This is a genomic window from Desulfotignum phosphitoxidans DSM 13687, assembly GCF_000350545.1.
GTDB classification, from domain to species: Bacteria; Desulfobacterota; Desulfobacteria; order Desulfobacterales; family Desulfobacteraceae; genus Desulfotignum; species Desulfotignum phosphitoxidans.
The window spans coordinates 67,014-84,119 of sequence record NZ_APJX01000006.1; the positions used below are offsets into that span (position 1 = coordinate 67,014).

Here is a 17,106-nt window from a genome sequence, read left to right on the forward strand (position 1 = left end):
ATCGATTATATTTGTTCAGAATCGTTTTAATTCTCATCCTTAGACATATCTGCGCCGAAAACAGACATTCTTTCACCCGATTCCACATAATGATTTCTAATCACAACCTCAATAACCTGGGGATCTTTTGTTTTCAATGCGTCAACAATTTCTTTATGTCGTTCGTAAACTTTTATTGCAGGAAACAATTTAACCCACTGTCTGTATAGGAGAAATTTTGATATCCCCTGGCACGTTCGACGGCAAAGTTCTACGATTAATTCATTGTCAATGCGGGAAAACAGGAGATCATGGAACGCTTTATCCAATGGCGCTTGATCTGATACAGACCCATTTTTGTCTGCAACTTGTTTCATTTTTGAAATGATTCCGTCCAATTGAGCAATATCTTTATCCGTATAACGTTCGATGGCTTGCGCTACTGCGGCGGCTTCAAGCACCCCTCCAGTAAAATAACTGTTTTTGATCTGTTTTGCTGAAAGAGATGTAACCTTTTTTCCTCTTTGAGGGTGTATTTCTATAAGCCCTTCTCGTAGTAATATCAGCATCGCTTCTCTTACAGGAGCCCGACTGATGGAGAGTTGTGAAGCAATATCTGTCTCTTTAATGGGGTCACCTGGACTGAGATTGCCATTTAAAATGCGAACTTTTATATAATTTGCGACTTTTTCGCTATATGTCTCTTTTTTAAAATCATTCATCAATCGATACGTCTTCTTTTATAGCAATTGTCATGTTCATTATAACAAAAACCAATCCTCAATCATCAAAATTCAATTGAGTATTAATTATATAATAGATATCAAAGACTAAATTAAAATTTTACTCAAAAAATCTTTTGCTCGATCACTTTCAGGATTTTCAAAAAAGGTCTTGTCCGTTCCTCTTTCAATTATTCGTCCTTCATCCATAAAAATGATTTCATCAGCCACCTCCTTTGCAAATCCCATTTCATGAGTCACAACGACCATTGTCATACCTGACTTTGCCAGGTCCACCATTACGTCTAAAACCTCTTTTATCATCTCTGGATCCAGCGCAGAGGTGGGTTCATCAAAAAGCATGATATCCGGTTCCATGGCAAGTGCTCTGGCAATTGCAACGCGCTGCTGCTGACCTCCAGAAAGATTGCCAGGGTATTTATTCGCCTGTTCCGGGATTCCGACTCTTTCAAGAAGTTCCAACGCTTTTTTGTTTGCCTGGGCTTTAGATTGATTCAGCACTTTGATGGGTGCAATTGTTATATTCTCTATTACTTTCAGATGTGGATAAAGTTCAAATCGTTGAAATACCATTCCCATCTTTTGTCTGAGTTTTATAAAATTTATTTTGGGATCTATAAGCGAAATTCCATCCACCCGGATATCGCCTTCTTGAAAAGGCTCCAATCCGTTGAGCGATTTCAACAGCGTGCTTTTACCAGAACCTGAAGGGCCGCAAATAACGACAACCTGCCCCTTATTGATCGTCTCGTTTACATTGTCAAGGACTTTGAGGTCTCCAAACCACTTGCTAACATTAATTATTTCAATCATCTTATGCAGCCCCTTTCTTAAGTTCCATTCTTTTACAAATCCGGCTCATACTAAAGCAAATCATGAAATAGACTAAGCCTACGAACAAATATAGTTCAACACTTCTCATCTCTCTGGCGTCCACCACATTCGCAGATCTCAAAAATTCCCGCAATCCTATGACATAGGCCAGAGAAGTGTCCTGGAATACGACGACCCCTTGCGTGATAAGAGAGGGCAGCATGTTTTTTAACGCCTGTGGAATAATGAAATACCTCATGGCCTGCCAATATGTAAATCCAGTAGAATATGCCGCTTCCACCTGACCTTTTGATATCGATTGAATGCCTGCTCTTATGATTTCAGCAAAATAAGATGCTTCAAAAATAATAAAAGCGATAGCAGCTGATGTGAAGGCGTCAATGGGTTTTCCCAAAACAATTGGTATCAAAAAATAAAACCAGAATATGACAAGGATAAGGGGTTGGGTTCGCATAAGATTAACAAACAATGTGGCTGGATAGTATATGGGCTTGATAGAACTCAAGCGCGCCATTCCCACCAATATTCCAAGTGCCAGTCCTCCTGAGATAGCAATGACTGCTAACTGGAAGGTGGTTACAAGGCCTCCCATTAAAAAGGAAAAATTGTTGGTGATAACCTGCCATTCAAAACTCATGAGTTGGCTCCTTTTCTGATGATAAGGCCTGGGACCGCCAACATTTTCTCAATCCAATTCATGGTTCCAACCACGATCAGTGTTATGATCATATAAATGACACAGGCAGCCGTTGTTGCTTCAAGCCCGTGGAACGTATATGCCTCAACCTGTTGACTCATGAATGTTGTTTCCAGCACGCCTACTGTCATAGCAAGGGCCGTATTTTTAAAGACCGTTAATGTTTCAGTGGTCAGAGGTGGAATAACAAGCCTCACGGCAAGGGGGATAATTACATACCGATAGGCCTGATAATGGCTGAATCCGGTACTCAGGGCGGCGTTAAACTGATCCGGAGAAATTGAGTTTATTCCCGCCCGGATTTGTTCAGCCATTCTGGAAGATGAATATAAAGAAAGGCCAACAACAACCACCCAAAATTCAAAATTTGGAATTTCTTGATAGACCCATACTCTCATGGTTTCAGGCATAAGAGATGGTACGGCAAAATACCAGAAAAAAAGTTGTACCAGTAAAGGAATATCCCGGAAAAGTTCCGTGTAGGCTTCTGCAAAAACTCTCAGAGGTTTATAATTGGTAATCCGTAAAGTGCCAATTATAACCCCAAGTATAAAAGAAAAGAGACAACACAGAGCCCCTAATTTAAGGGTCGTTGCCACGCCTTCCAGTATCCAGCCACCGTAGGGTTCTTCCCATAAAATAGACCATTTAAAGTCATAGTTTAACATATGATACTCCATCGACGGACTGAGGGGCTCCATAAAGCGAGCCCCCCAAATGTATTTAAAAAATCACACCGGAATATTACAAGGGCCAGGATTGCAGTTTGATTAATGTTCTAAAATCATCAGTCATTGGGAAAGGCACTACGCCATTGGCGCCGAACCATTTATCATAATAGGTCATATATCTTCCATCAACAAACATCCTGATAAGTTGTTCATTAATAAAATCCCTGAAATTGGAATCGTTTTCCGGAAGGATAAAAGCATAAGGATCATAAGAAAGCATTTCGCCAATGATGATATAATCATCGGAGTTTTTTGCTTTGCTTTTCATGCCCGCCAAATGACTTCCATCACCGCAGTAAGCTTCAATTATACCATTATTGAGCGCCAGCATTCCCTGGGTATGCTCTTGATAAATGACCAATTTTGCTTCTGGATTAAAATATCCTGATTTATTAAGCTCACGAATTGTTTTCTCATTGGTTGAACCTTGAGCCGCACCAATCTTTTTGCCGGACAGATCTTTTACAGAAGCATACCCCTTGTCTTTTTTCACCAGTAATTGGCTGCCAGTAAGGAAAAAAGTCAATGAAAAATCAACCGTGTCTTCACGGGGAATTGTATGCGTTGCAGAACCTGTGACAATATGCACATTCCCATTTGCAACCAGAGGTATTCTGGTTTTTGGATTGACAACAATCGTTTTAAGCTCAAGGGTTTTACCAATTTTTTCTTCCAAAGCTTTATGAAACTCTTTTGCAAGATCAAGACTAAAACCGACATGTTCATTTTGGTCATTGTGGAAACCAAAGGGAATAGCGCCATCTCTTGCTCCAACAATAAATGTACCGCTGTTTGAAATCTTTTCGAGCGTGTCCACGGCAACAGCATTTGTTGTAAAAATAAAAATTGCCATTAGCATCGTACTGAGTAATAAAATTTTCTTCATGTGATCTCTCCCTTTAATTTTTAGGATCAAAAACTTTAAAAATAGCTTTCTTTCCCGTTAGTTTGTGGTGGAAATTTTTCTTTTCCACCTGATTTCAATCGGTTTCATTTTCAAAAAACCAATTAAATACCCGATATTGTGAGTAGATACTTCAGTTTATGTTCATACGCTCTAATCCTCATCAATATAGATAGAACCAAAACCTGATCATTGTCGAATGTCGACAATGATCATTGTTAGTCTATAATATTTGGTATGTCAATAGCTTTTGTATTCATATCATTTGAACGATAGGTACTTCCCAACCCTGGCGTGACAGAAAATCTGATGGTAGTAATTTTCGGTTCCTTGACCGGGGATCCTGAATAGGGTAAGGTAGCTGAAATAAACAACCGGTAAGTTCCAGACATCCCTCTGGCGAATTCTTTCAGATCGCTGCCTGTCTTACAAAACGATTGGAGACGTCATGCAGGATCAGACCCCGCCGGACACAGATGCCTTGTCCGCTTATTTTTTTCAGATCGCCGATGCCGCTCAAAAAGAGACCCGGAATTCATCCGGGACCCTGTTTCCCATGATCACCCAGGTAACGGATGCAGCGGCCCGGGTGCTGGTTTCCGTGGCATTGACCTGCGAATCCCCGGCGCCGGACTGCGCCAGCGGATGCAGTTTCTGCTGCCATTCCCGCATCCATGTGACCCCGCTGGAAGCGATATTGCTCAGCGCCCATATCCAGGCGTGCTTCACCCCGGATGAACAACGTCACCTGAAAACCCGGATTCGCGACAACCTGGCCCATACCCGGGGACAGTCCCTGGCACAGCGGGTGGCGATCAAGGACCAGACCCCGTGTATTTTTCTGGATCACCATGCCTGCATGGTGTATGACCAGCGTCCCTTTATCTGCAGAACCTGGAATTCCCTGGACCGCCGGGACTGTGAAGCCGCGTTTGTCTCCGGCAATCATGACGCGGAGATCCCCTGTCTGTCCGCCCCCAATTATGTGTACACCCTGGCCCGGGATGTGGTGCAGTCCGTGTGCACCCGCATGCATCTGGAGACCGGCCGGGTGGAACTGGTAACTGCCATGGATCTTTGCCTGGCATTGACGGATGCGGCAGATACCTTTGCAAGGGGTGAAACAATATTCAAACAAGCGATGTTTGCCACCGGTTTCACGGCCGGCAAAGCGTAACGTTACCGTTTTGCTGAAAAACGACCCGTTTCCCGGGTAACGGGCCACAAACCGGTTTTCCTTTTTACAGCGTATCAAGTGAAAACCTTTGTCCCGGGCGGGTATTGCCATGGTTTTTCCAGATAATCTTTTCTCGGCACGATTTTTGATTATGATAATCAACAGGCATGATTGATCAAAAACCTGAGACTGAAAAAGGATTATCAAAAATGGAAATTACCCAGATGGACCCCGGTTTAAAAAATCAGGTGGCTTTGGTGGATTTCAGTGCAACCTGGTGCAGCCCCTGCCGGCAGATGGCGCCCGTGATCAAAGATCTGGCAGAAAAATATCAGGGCCGGGTCACAATGGTGGAAATCGATATCAATTCCCGGCCGGATGTGGCCACCCATTATATGGTCCAGAGCATTCCCACATTTATATTGTTTGACCAGGGCAAAGAAATCAAACGATTCGTGGGCGTTCAACCCAAAGAAGCGCTGGAAAAAAATCTGAACGCTATTCTTTCAGACCGTCATTGAACAGGAGAAAACCATGGGCAGATGCATCAACCATCCGGACAGGGAGACCAGTTATATTTGTTTGAAACACGGCATCCATTTATGCGAAGAGTGCCTGGAATGCCGAGACCCGGATATTTACTGCAAATTCCGGTCGTCCTGTCCCATTCATTTTGTGTCCAAAAAAAACTTCAACGATGCTGACGCTACGGCAGCACTTCATCATAAGGAAAAACAGTCATGATCAAAGCGTTGACATTCATTCAGAAAAACCTGGTATGGACCATCCCCGTGGCCATGGGCTTTGGATTGATCTTCGGATACCTGTTTGATGCCGGTTTTTTAAAACAGTTCATTATTCCCGTGACCTTTGTCATGGTATATCCCATGATGGTGACCCTGAATGTGAAAACCATTTTCAAGGGCCGGGATCTCAAACTGCAGACCGCCACCCAGGTCATCAATTTCATTCTCATCCCGCTGCTGGCGTTTTTCATCGGCAAGCTTTTTTTGTCCGGCCAGGACCCCAAATACGGGCTGTGGGCCGTAGGGCTGTTTCTGATCGGGGTGCTGCCCACATCCGGAATGACCATTTCCTGGACCGGGTTTGCCAAAGGCAGCAAGGAAGCTGCCATCAAAATGGTGGTATTCGGCCTGGTCATCGGATCTCTGGCCGCACCCGTCTACACCAAGGTGTTCATGGGCGCCACCATTGACGTGGATATGCTCCACATGTTCAAACAGATTGCCATTTTTGTGTTCTTTCCCCTGGTGGTGGGCCTGTTGACCCAGACCTATGGGGTAAAAAAATATGGGGCCCAGAAATGGAATGACAGAGTCAAACCCAAATTCCCGCCGTTTTCAGCCCTGGGCGTGGTGCTCATCGCGTTTGTGGCCATGTCTTTGAAAGCCAGGCACATCATTGCCAATCCCGGCGATATTCTCATTATCCTGCTGCCTTTGGTCGTGTTTTATCTGGTCTCCTATGTATTTCTGACCGTTGCCGGCCGGTTTCTGTTCCAGCGGGAAGATGCCATTGCCATGGTGTTCGGTGTGGTCATGCGGGATCTGTCCATTGCCCTGGCCATTGCCATGACCGCGTTCGGAAAAGAGGGCCTGACCATTGCCCTGTTCATATCGCTGGCCTATATCATCCAGATTCAGTCCGCGGCCTGGTATGTGAAATTCATCCATGTGATGTTCGGTCCGCCCAAACCGGCGAAACCCGAACCGGCTGCCAGAGAGGAGGCCCCGGACGAAGCGCTGGAAATCTCCGGATCCATGGTCATAATGAATTTGAAAAAATGATGCTGGGAAGTACTGCCAGCGGTGTGATGTCCAAATCCAGGGTCCCGGTACCGGTGGCCCGGCCGTCCTGAGGGACGTGCGTGTAACTCCATATTTTGGTTGACAAATGCGGCTGTCTCATTTAGTGGCTGGCCGGAAACCCCGATTTTGAGATTTTCCGGGGCACATGCCTGACAAAATTTTCAATTGTTGGTCCTCCTGCTATCACAAACCGGGGAAAGTGCTTTCATGATAGTCGTTTTTTGACGACTTTCCCATTTTTCGGGCACACCTGTAGTGTTTGACGTGCTGTTTTTGATGCAATGGCCTGTTTTTAAGCGGCTTTGCGCTGTTCAAACCGTTGCAGCTGTTTCAATCCTTTTTGTTGTATATTATGCCCCATGATCTGGAGGTTTCTTGCCAGAACAGACAGGCCCACGTATCTTTTAAATCCTTGAATACCATGATCCGGGCATCTGTCCAGACCATGATTTTCCAACCCGTTTATAGCCGATTCAACCGCTGAATGTTTTCTTTTAAAACGAATAAAATCCTTTGCTGTTTCTTCTTCACATTCAGCCTTGTTGCATCTGCCTTTTTTTCGGGAGCACCAAAATATTCAATGTTTTTTTCAGGTCCATTTTGTTACCAGGGGTATAAAATCCTTTATCAAAACTGCATCCCTTGAGGCCAGAAACTTTGTTTTGTGCCGATCTTACCATTGCAACTGCCACCTTATCATCGGTTTCTTTCTCCATCACCCGGTGGTGCAGGATAAACCCATACTGGTCTTCCAGGATGCATACCCGCAGTCCCAATTCCTGGGGAACACCGGCTTTGCCTTTTGAAATCCATTCCGTGTGAGGTTCGAAAATTGAAAAAATCTTGTCTCTATGCGGGATTTTTTCATCCTGTAACACCCGGCGTTTTATGAGATCAATTTGCCAAAGCGCGAAATTGATATATGTTTGCAACTCTTGGGCTCGGACCGCATTAATAATATCGGATGACTCCATCATTTCAATGGTCGATTTCGCCTTTAAAATGTATTTTTCAGCAAGCTCGATATACGCTTTGTGGGCATCCATAATCTGCCGAGCTTTTTTGGCCTTTTTCTTTTCATCCTTGGATGTGGAATGTTTCAATCGCTGAACTATCCGATATAGCCGTTTAAATTTTTTGATATTATATGCTGATTGCCGCCACATACTCGTTCCAATGCCCTGGCTGATAATAGCGGCAATTTGAATCATTTTTCGGACTGCATCAAAAAGCAGGTTGATGTCTGTGGGAAAATGAACATCGGTTTCAACAACGAATGAGTCACACCGTCCCATCAATGTCTCATCGTCCGAAGTTTTTTTTTCATCAGAAGTTTATGACCTACTTGTACAACCAGGGTGTTGATTTTATCAAGAACGTCAGGTGTCAGAAGCCTGACATTATCTTTCAGGGTCTGAAGCGGATAGGTGATGTCATCGTCCATCATACCATGTCCCAGCATCTGCCTTTAATGTTCTGTGGTTGTTCACCATTCTCCTGGAGCTTATCGTAATCCCAATTGCAATTGAGCCGGATGGTGCCCATCACAAGGATTTTCCACAGGTCCATTCCCGGACGTCCATTTCTGGAGTCAGTGTCTTCCGGAATCACATTTTTGAGGATGGCAAAAACGTTTTTTCTCGCAGATCTTGATCGCAATAGATATGCTGGAGCCCCAAAAGCAGCTTGGGAATTTCATCCCTGGCCCTCATGTCAAGTTTGATTTGGTCGATAGGGGTCTGCCCGAATGTCATTTGTGGTTCAAAAATTTTACGCAAAACAACCTCGAAGTTTTGTTTGGGTGTTGAAATTTGAATTGCTTTCGATTTCTCTCGTTTGTTAAAATCTCGTTAATTATTAATAGGTTATATTAACACAGAAATCAGTAAAAATCAACAAGCAATTCAATTATAAGTAAAAATTTCAAATAAGTTTTAGCCGTCATCCCCTTGAAAAACGTGGCGTTCTGAGTTTTCGGTCAGACACCATTTAACTGTGAATAATCAACACGAAATGATCCGATTACAGCAATGCACCAGCCAGTGACATGAAAGCCGAACAAGGAGGACAGCCATGGCCGTAAAACTGATGCACTACTGGACTATCAACCCTTCCTCAAAGGAAGCGTATGCCGACTTTATTATCAAACAATTCATTCCCGGCGTAAACCGGCTGGGAATGCATACCGTGGCCGGCTGGTCCGTGCTGGTGGGATCCTACAGCGAAATCATCATGGAAACGGTCAGCAGCGATTTGAACATGCTGGAAACGGCACTTAAAACCAGGGATTACCGGCTGCTCAAATCGGACCTGCTCAACCTTGTCACTGATTACAAAACCAAAGTCATGATGCCCATAGCCAAACGGGGCAGTTACTCCATGAGCATTTCGCCGGATACGGTCAAGTTCAACCAGATGTGGGATGTCATCACCTTAAAACCGGAAGACTATCAGAGTTATGAACAGTTTGTCACCCATGAGTTTTACCCGTTGCTGGAAAAAATCGGGGTCCATGTGGCCGGGGAATGGGAAGTGTTGATCGGAGACGAACCCCATACGTTCTGTGAAGGCCGTGTGACCGATGCCGGATCACTCATTCCCGCGCTTCAAAACAGTGAATTCAGACGCACCAGAAAAAAACTCAAACAATATGTTGAAAATTATCAAAGCCGGATTCTATCGTTTCATGTCCGGAAAATTAAGGGGGCTCGATCGGAAAGCTATGAAATAATCCCTCTTTGACCGTTTTTTTGTTTAAAATAAGGCCCATACCGCCGTTTACATGGACAGGCCCAACATGTTGACACACAATAAAACAACACATAAAAACCATCAAAGCCGCACAGGAGGATTCTCATGGCCGTAAAACTGATGCATTACTGGACGATCACTCCTTCAAAGGTTGACGAATACGCTGACTTCATCGTCAATAAATTCATTCCCGGCATCAACAGTCTGGGAGTCCACACGGTGGCCGGCTGGTCCGTTCTGGTGGGATCCTACAGTGAAGTGATCGTGGAAACCGTCAGCAATGACCTGGAGCAGCTGGAAACGGCCCTGAAAAGCGCTGAATACCGTCACCTGAAATCAGACCTGCTCAATTATATCAAGCATTACAAAACCAAGGTCCTGGTTCCCTTGAAAAAAGAACCCACCTATTCCATGGAGATCGGCGAAAAAACGGTTAAGTTCAATCAGGTCTGGGATATCATCACCCGGGAAAAAGATGATTTCAAAAAATACCGGCAGTTTGTTTTGTCTCAATATTACCCCGTTCTGGAAGAGATCGGGATTCATGTGGCCGAAGAATGGGAAGTACTCATCGGAGAAGGGCCGAGAACCATCTGCGAAGGACGGGTCAAGGATGTGGAAACATTGATATCAGGCCTTCAGAGTGTAAAATTCCGTCAGGCCAAAGAAGCGCTTAAAACCCGGGTTGAAAATTATGAAAGCCGGATTCTGTCGCTTCATATCATGCGCCGTCCGGACAAGTCATCTGAATACTACGACATTGTTGACGCTTGATATCCCAGGAAATAACAGGTCAAAGGATGCGGCGGCATCCTTTGACCTGTTATTTTTTTAAATTATTCCGTCCGGGACTGACTTTGATATCCCATGGGCAGCTTTTTAAACCGCCCCCCGTGAATAATGGGATCGCCTTGGTAACCTAAGGCCTTGAAGTTGATGTAATCGGTTTTGTCGATCAACTGATCCACATCCCGTCCCTGGGACTTCATCAGAGAAAAATCCGTTCCTTTCTGGGCCAGGGCCTTGAAATCCACATCCCGGTTGTCCTGGTGGCACCGGTTGCAGGTCTGGTCGCCTTTGAGACTTTCATGACACTGAACACAGGACAAGGCCATGTCCGCGGGCATGACTTCATGGTTGATCCGCCAGTACATCCAGGTTTCCTTCCATGTGACGTCCCCGCTGTAAGGCAGATCCACGGCTTTCATTCCCGCCTGGAATGCTTTATTCCAGTCCAGGTTTTTCCAGTAGGCCGTGGTGTTGTCCTTGTCCCCGGAAAACAGCTGGGGCACCAGCACATGGGCATGTTCCGCATCAATGGGCTGAATGCCTTTCATGATCTTGAAAGCCGTGATCCTGGAACCCGGATCATTGATGGACCCCACGGGATCGGTCAGGGTGATCACGTCCGCATCCAGGTCCACTTTATCTCCCATGAGCACCCGGTCCATATACCCGGAGTACCAGGTGTAATCCGGCAGTCCGGACTCCTCCCACCTGAATTCCCCTTTTTTCCAGTTATAATCGGGCTGGCCGTATTTGTCTTTTTTCACCTCCCGTTCCTTGTCTCCGGCCATAGACCAGTCCCACCAGGTTTTGGTGGGTTTGCACTTGGCAAACACGGGTGAATGACAGACATTGCAGGCCAGGGTTTTGGAGTGATCGTTCAGGTGATGGTCCAGCAGATTGCCGCTGTAATGCGGGGTTTCCGAGTGACAGCTTTCACAGTTTACCACCCCTTCGGCCACAGGCACGGAAGAGCTTTTCCCGGAAATCTGGTGGTTCCGGGTCTTGTGGCATTCCGCACAGTCAAAATCATATCCACCCATGTGAATGTCGCAGTTTCGATCCGGGGTGAGCAGCTGGCGGGACATGTCCGCATGCTTGATGGCATCCCCGCCCCCGCCGTTGAAATGGCAGGCCCCGCAGGTGGCCCGGGAGGAATGGCCCACATTTTCGGCCACAAACTTCAAGTCCACTTTTTTTTTGGGCATGCCCGCCCCCGGGGGGTCTTTTTCATAGGTGCCGGTAGTGTCATGGCACACCAGACAGTCGATTCTGGTTTTATCGGTAAAGTCAAACGACGCGTCTTTCCATCCATATCCGGCATGACAGCTTGTGCAACGAGCCTCGTTGCTGATGGGGCTGATTCAGAAATTGTTCAGGGCGGTCGTGCCCTTGCCGTGCAGGATGTCCTTTCGATGCCCCGTGGTGTAGGGAGACGGTCCCCGCCACAACCAGTGAGCGGTTTTAAGCATGTCTTCGCCCTGGGTGTCATGGCATTCCAGACAGGCCTGGGTGACCTGAATGGGGTCCGGGTTGTCCGGCAGCTTTACCAGTTCCTTATGATCCGGCACATGTTTGAGGTGACACCCGGTACAGTCCACGGGACCTTTGGCTTCCTGCTGGTGGCACTCCATGCACTGCTGATGATAGGCTGCCTTGAGCCCGATGCGCTCAGGATATTCCGGATTGAAACTGTCCTGGTGACAGGCGGAACACCGGGTGGTTTCCAGGGCATCCTCATCTTTGGGCCGGTAGTGATGGCATTTGGTACAGTCATCGACCAGGGCCGCATGGCGCTTGTGGGCGAACCGCACGGGTTCGTAATGATCTTCCCTTTGCTTGATGATGGGACTGTCTAAAAGAAAATAGACCGTTGTGACATCGTCTAAAGAAATTCCGGCATCCATCAGACAGATGCGCCGGCTGATCTGGCAGTCATCCTTGTATTCTTTTATAAATGGAACGGTTTCTTTTGCCCGTTCCCTGGCCTGTTCCTGATCCGGGGCCTTCCACACCTCCGCGGCACAGACCCCTGCCAGAAACGGGATCAGGCAGGCGCAAACCATTATTTTTTTTATCATGAAGATACCTCCTTGGGTGCCTGTAATACGGGCAGATATGTGACCACCACCCGGTAGATGAACATCAGGGTTGCGATCAGGCCCAGTGTGACCAGAATTTCCGATGGCGCCGGAAAATACCCGCTTTCCGTTAACGGAGACCGGTACCCGACAATAAACACATTGACCCGGTTGAGCACCACACCGCCCACGATCAGGGCTGCGGCCGTGAACACGCCTCTGGCCGACTGCCGCACCCGTTTAAACAGCAGCATGATCCAGGGGATCATCACGCCGAACAGCAGTTCCGCTAAAAAGGAATTGGTCTGATACGTGCCGTCCAGCAGATAGATCCAGGTGCCCCGCATTACCATGTCCCCGATTTTAAGGACCATGTAAAATCCCAGCAGAAAAATGGTGATCTTGGTCAAGGGTGCCAGAATCTTCACTTCTGAATCCAGCTTGAACGACGCCGTGGTCAGGGTGGTTTCAAACACCACCATGGGATATCCCACGGCAATGGCCGAAGTGAGAAACAGCAGCGGCAGAATCGGGGTGTACCACAGGGGATGCAGCTTGGTGGGAGCCACCAGCATAAGCGACCCCAGGCTGGACTGGTGCATGCAGGACAATACCACCCCTAAAATGATGAACACCCACATGACCTTGCCTAAAATCCGGTCGGCTGTCTGTAAAAATCCATCCACCAGGCGGTTCAGCCCGGACAGGATCCCGGGCAGGTTCACCCGGCCCTTGAACTGTTCCGCCACAATGGGTAGAAACTCGATATACAGCACCGTGAGATAGATCATCACGCACATGGCCACTTCAAACAGCACGGAATTAAAATTCCAGTAAAACATGGGTTTCCAGATGGCCCAGGAACGGCCGATATCCACCAGAAGCCCAATCACCACAAAGGTATAGCCCAAAACAGCGGTCAACAGGGCCGGCCGGGTCACGGGTTCATAATAGTGACGGCCGAAAATATGGGCCAGGGCTGCCGTGGTGAATCCGCCGGCCGCCAGGGCCACGCCCGTGGCCACGTCAATGCCCACCCAGATTCCCCAGGGCCGGGCATTGGTCAGGTTGGTAACATATCCGATGCCCCCGGTGAACCGGGCGATAATGGCGACAGCACCGGCAAACATGAATACCAGCATCACCAGTACCCCGGGCGTCCACAAAGGCCGCTTCAGGGGTTGCGCCGCATGTGCCATCAGACACCTCCTTTGTCCGGGGGGTTATCGTTTTTATTGAACCAGGCCATGAGCCCCCCGAGCACCCCGAACAGCAGAATGGGAGACCATAGATAGGTGAACAGCGAATGCTGAACCGTTTCCGACAGTTTCGGGGACGGGGTTTCCGGCAGGGCCGGCAGGTTCACCTGTTCAAAGGGCACCCCGGACAGATACATCCAGGAGGTGCCGCCCACTTCCTTTTCCCCGTAAATATGCGGCAGATAATGGGCCGGGTTTTCTTTCAGCCGTTTGTTCGCCACTTCCAGAAGCGTGCTCCGCCTGCCGAAGGTGATGGCTTCCGTGGGACAGATGGTGGCACACCCCGGAACACCCCCTTGTTTGGAAATCCGGTCATAACAGAACGTGCATTTCATCACCTTCGGGGTGATGGGGTCAAAATATTCATACGCCGGAATTTCAAAGGGACAGGCCACCATGCAGTACCGGCAACCGATACATTTGGTCACATCATATCTGACTGCACCGGTCTCATCTTTGGTCAACGCCCCCACAATACAGGCGGACACACAGGCCGGGTCCTGGCAGTGCATGCACTGGACCTTGGCAAAGGTGGGCACGGGTTTGTCAAATTCATCCACTTTGCCGGTATAGTACCGGTTGACCACGGTATAGGCATCATGGTCCGGCCGCCGGTCTTTTTCAAAAATAGTGCACTGGCAGTTCACCCGCTCGGGTTCCGGCAGACCGTTGACTTCGGCGCAGGCTTCCTCGCATTTGCGGCATCCCACACACCGGGTCAGGTCCACCAGGCATCCGAAAGGGTCCGGGGGGGCCTTGGACTGCCAGGCATGACCGGCGGGAGGCCGGACAGCGACGGATGCCCCGGCAGCGCCCATGACCCTGAAAAAGCGCCTTCTGGTAATTTGCATGTTTCCTCCTTTTTTTAACATTTCAACCTTTAAACAGTTTACAATTGCAATGGGAATTCATCATATTGCCTGGGACCTTTTCTGATACCGATACAGATACTGTCCCGGGTATGCTGGCGGTAAAGGATTTCATCATTGGACCGCAGAAGAATCGTGGTCAGATTGTTGACCACTTCTTCATCAGCCAGGATCACTTCCAGAATATCCCCGGGGTCCATGGCCGTCAGGCAGGCATTACATTTGAGTAGATCCATGGGAGACACCACGCCTTTTAAATTCAATGTCATTTTTTTTGTCATATCAAACCCTTGTCTCCCGATTATCTGCCGGCACCCCGGCCTGGATTTTTACAGATATCTGGTCTGCAACCCGCATGCCTGGAAACAAACCAGGCCCATGTATTTGATAACGCTTTGAAATCCAAAGAAAAAAATAATAACACACCCATATGGTTGACTTAAAAGCATCTTCAGTGGTATTAAACAGGTGTTAAATTTTAACAGTATATTTAACACCTGTTTAATTGATTGATCAGACTGTAAAGGAATCCGCCCGTGAAAGAACATGACATGAACACCTTCTGGAAAAAGATTGTCAACACCATCAATGACGGACTGATGTTTATCGGGCCGGAAGGACGGATTCTCATGGTAAACAAAGCCTTTGAAACCCTGACCGGATATGATGCCGCCCAGGCCATGGGCATGTCCTGTACCATGCTGGGGTGTGATGCGTGCGAACGGTTCATGCAGACCCGGAAAAACTCGATCTGGTGCAAGCTGTTCGAGCCGGGGCAGCAGGACATGAAAAAATGCCGGTGCCTGATCCGGCGCAAAGACGGCAGTTTTTTGCAGGTATTGAAAAACGCCTCCGTGCTGCGGGACGAAAACCAGGTTGTGGTGGGCGTGGTGGAAACTTTGACCGATATTTCAGAACTGGCCAAACTGGATGAAAAAGTCCTTTTTTTATCCAGACACTTTAACCAGGAAGATGAGTTTTACGGCATTGTGGGGCGATCCCAGCCCATGCGTCAGGTGGTTGAAATGATCAAAAAAGCGGCGGAAAGCACGGCACCGGTCATTATCTTAGGGGAAAGCGGCACAGGCAAGGAGCTGGTGGCCAATGCCATCCATTTGTGCGGGACCCGGAAGAACGGACCGTTTGTTCAACTTAACTGCGCAGCCCTGAATGACGCTGTTTTGGAAAGTGAATTATTCGGGCATGTCAAAGGCGCATTCACGGGGGCGTTCAACAGCCGCATCGGCCGGTTCGAAGCTGCCAATCACGGGGATATTTTTCTGGATGAAATCGGTGACATTCCCATCTCGCTGCAGACCAAACTGCTCCGGGTCCTGGAATCCGGGCAGTTTGAACGGGTGGGGGATATCTCTCCCATCCGCACGGATGTAAGGATCATCACAGCCACCAACAAAAACTTGGAAAATTTGATCCAACAGGACCGGTTCCGGCAGGATCTGTTTTTCAGAATCAATGTCATTCCCATTCACCTGCCCCCGCTGCGGGAAAGAAAACAGGATATTCCTCTGCTGACCCGTACCTTTATCCGGCGCCTCAACAAAAAAACGGGCAAAACGATTCAGGGCCTGGACAATTCCACCATGGCGTTGTTCATGGACTATCCCTGGCCGGGCAATATCCGGGAACTGAAAAACGCCATGGAATACGCGTTTGTGGTGGCGGACCACACCACCATCGGGCGGCACCACCTGCCCCGGCAACTGGCGGCCGGCAATATTGCGAACCACCCACAAGATGCCACACAAACAACCCTGTCTCCGGCAACGGATGAAAAAACAGCCCTGATTCAGGCGCTGAAACAGTCCCGGGGCAACCAGACCCAGGCGGCCCGGCGCCTGAATATCTCAAGGGTCACGGTATGGAACCGCATGAAAAAATACGGCATCGATCTGACGCGGGAATTGTCGGTATGAACCGCCGTCAATTACCCATGCCGTATAAACAGGTTACGATTCCCGGATCTGTGCGGTGACTTTAAACTCGGGGGCTTTAAGAATATTGCGTTTTACCGTGCACAGCCCGGCGGTTTTGATAATCGCGGATCGGTATTTTTTGGGAAACCCCGGGGGCAGGCTGATATCAATATTCACATTTTCAATCAAATGGGTCTGTTCGTTTCTGTCAAAAGACAAAGACATTTTCAACCCCGTGGTATCGATCTTTCTTTCTTCACAAAAATAGATCACATAAATACCGGCACAGGTGCCCATGGATGCCAGAAACAGGTCAAACGGCTCGGGCGCACTGCCGTCGCCTCCTTCTTCTCTGGCCTGGTCGGTTTCAATGGTAAACCCGTTGTACCGGGCGTTGACTTTTTTATTGCCGGGAAATTCAATTTCCATGGTCATGGGCATCGCTCCTTTGTCAGCAGGATCTCAGGTGTAATCAACTCTCACTTTGCCGCATACTATAATCAGGATCACAGGGATTGCAAATGATTTTGCG

17 protein-coding genes and 1 pseudogene are annotated in these 17,106 nt (G+C 47.9%); 7 read left to right on the plus strand and 11 right to left on the minus strand.

The features are described from left to right. Positions 1 to 26 precede the first annotated feature (26 nt). The 5 genes from DPO_RS14030 to DPO_RS14050 all read right to left on the minus strand — a co-directional run bounded on the left by DPO_RS14030 (position 27) and on the right by DPO_RS14050 (position 3,870). Entirely contained in the window at positions 27 to 701 is a 675-nt protein-coding gene (locus tag DPO_RS14030; protein WP_006966677.1) for a GntR family transcriptional regulator, read from the minus strand. A 108-nt stretch (positions 702 to 809) separates the two neighbouring features. Further along, positions 810 to 1,535, minus strand: a complete 726-nt coding sequence (locus tag DPO_RS14035) for an amino acid ABC transporter ATP-binding protein (protein WP_006966678.1) — start codon at positions 1,533 to 1,535, stop codon at positions 810 to 812. Position 1,536: 1 nt separating this feature from the next. After that, complete coding sequence (locus DPO_RS14040; RefSeq protein WP_006966680.1) at positions 1,537 to 2,193, minus strand: amino acid ABC transporter permease; 657 nt, start codon at positions 2,191 to 2,193, stop codon at positions 1,537 to 1,539. Next, positions 2,190 to 2,921, minus strand: coding sequence for an amino acid ABC transporter permease (locus DPO_RS14045; RefSeq protein WP_006966682.1), 732 nt, complete (start codon positions 2,919 to 2,921; stop codon positions 2,190 to 2,192). Before DPO_RS14045 ends, DPO_RS14040 begins: the two co-directional genes overlap by 4 nt. A 76-nt stretch (positions 2,922 to 2,997) precedes the next feature. Further along, entirely contained in the window at positions 2,998 to 3,870 is an 873-nt protein-coding gene (locus DPO_RS14050; RefSeq protein WP_006966684.1) for an ABC transporter substrate-binding protein, read from the minus strand. Between the two features lie 466 nt (positions 3,871 to 4,336). Between DPO_RS14050 and DPO_RS14055 the strand changes: the two genes are divergently transcribed. The 4 genes from DPO_RS14055 (at position 4,337) to DPO_RS14070 (ending at position 6,873) form a co-directional block, all read left to right on the plus strand. Next, positions 4,337 to 5,065 carry a YkgJ family cysteine cluster protein gene (locus tag DPO_RS14055; RefSeq protein ID WP_006966686.1) on the plus strand — a complete coding sequence of 243 codons (729 nt, stop codon included), beginning with the start codon at positions 4,337 to 4,339 and terminating at the stop codon, positions 5,063 to 5,065. A gap of 209 nt (positions 5,066 to 5,274) precedes the next feature. Beyond that, the gene (gene trxA / locus DPO_RS14060) at positions 5,275 to 5,586 is read left to right on the plus strand and encodes a thioredoxin (protein WP_006966688.1); all 312 of its coding nucleotides are present in this window, start codon (positions 5,275 to 5,277) and stop codon (positions 5,584 to 5,586) included. 13 nt (positions 5,587 to 5,599) lie between these two features. Next, complete coding sequence (locus tag DPO_RS14065) at positions 5,600 to 5,809, plus strand: hypothetical protein (RefSeq protein WP_006966690.1); 210 nt, start codon at positions 5,600 to 5,602, stop codon at positions 5,807 to 5,809. Beyond that, positions 5,806 to 6,873, plus strand: coding sequence for an arsenic resistance protein (locus DPO_RS14070; protein WP_006966692.1), 1,068 nt, complete (start codon positions 5,806 to 5,808; stop codon positions 6,871 to 6,873). The genes DPO_RS14065 and DPO_RS14070 overlap by 4 nt, the downstream gene beginning before the upstream one ends. A 313-nt stretch (positions 6,874 to 7,186) precedes the next feature. On the opposite strand, the pseudogene DPO_RS14075 reads toward DPO_RS14070, so the two are convergent. Continuing rightward, positions 7,187 to 8,672, minus strand: a pseudogene (locus DPO_RS14075) (ISNCY family transposase). 295 nt (positions 8,673 to 8,967) lie between these two features. On the opposite strand from DPO_RS14075, the gene DPO_RS14085 reads away from it, so the two are divergent. After that, positions 8,968 to 9,636, plus strand: coding sequence for a hypothetical protein (locus tag DPO_RS14085; protein WP_006966699.1), 669 nt, complete (start codon positions 8,968 to 8,970; stop codon positions 9,634 to 9,636). A gap of 114 nt (positions 9,637 to 9,750) precedes the next feature. Beyond that, positions 9,751 to 10,419 (plus strand): hypothetical protein, encoded by a 669-nt coding sequence (locus tag DPO_RS14090; protein ID WP_006966701.1) that lies wholly within the window; start codon positions 9,751 to 9,753, stop codon positions 10,417 to 10,419. 62 nt (positions 10,420 to 10,481) lie between these two features. On the opposite strand, the gene DPO_RS26450 is transcribed toward DPO_RS14090, so the two are convergent. From DPO_RS26450 to DPO_RS14115, 4 genes are read right to left on the minus strand one after another with little or no spacing between them, the layout of a single operon-like run. Then, positions 10,482 to 12,497, minus strand: coding sequence for a tetrathionate reductase family octaheme c-type cytochrome (locus DPO_RS26450; RefSeq protein ID WP_407637414.1), 2,016 nt, complete (start codon positions 12,495 to 12,497; stop codon positions 10,482 to 10,484). 11 nt (positions 12,498 to 12,508) lie between these two features. After that, on the minus strand, positions 12,509 to 13,711 hold the full coding sequence (nrfD, locus tag DPO_RS14105; RefSeq protein WP_006966706.1) for an NrfD/PsrC family molybdoenzyme membrane anchor subunit: 1,203 nt from the start codon (positions 13,709 to 13,711) through the stop codon (positions 12,509 to 12,511). After that, on the minus strand, positions 13,711 to 14,622 hold the full coding sequence (hybA, locus tag DPO_RS14110; protein WP_006966708.1) for a hydrogenase 2 operon protein HybA: 912 nt from the start codon (positions 14,620 to 14,622) through the stop codon (positions 13,711 to 13,713). The genes nrfD and hybA overlap by 1 nt, the downstream gene beginning before the upstream one ends. 38 nt (positions 14,623 to 14,660) lie before the next feature. Then, positions 14,661 to 14,921, minus strand: coding sequence for a sulfurtransferase TusA family protein (locus DPO_RS14115; protein ID WP_006966710.1), 261 nt, complete (start codon positions 14,919 to 14,921; stop codon positions 14,661 to 14,663). A 255-nt stretch (positions 14,922 to 15,176) separates the two neighbouring features. Here DPO_RS14115 and DPO_RS14125 point away from each other — a divergent pair, with 255 nt between their 5' ends. Next, positions 15,177 to 16,574, plus strand: a complete 1,398-nt coding sequence (locus tag DPO_RS14125) for a sigma-54 interaction domain-containing protein (RefSeq protein WP_006966712.1) — start codon at positions 15,177 to 15,179, stop codon at positions 16,572 to 16,574. A gap of 33 nt (positions 16,575 to 16,607) precedes the next feature. Here DPO_RS14125 and DPO_RS14130 read toward each other — a convergent pair whose 3' ends face one another. Next, entirely contained in the window at positions 16,608 to 17,009 is a 402-nt protein-coding gene (locus DPO_RS14130) for an OsmC family protein (RefSeq protein WP_006966714.1), read from the minus strand. Between the last annotated feature and the right edge of the window lie 97 nt (positions 17,010 to 17,106).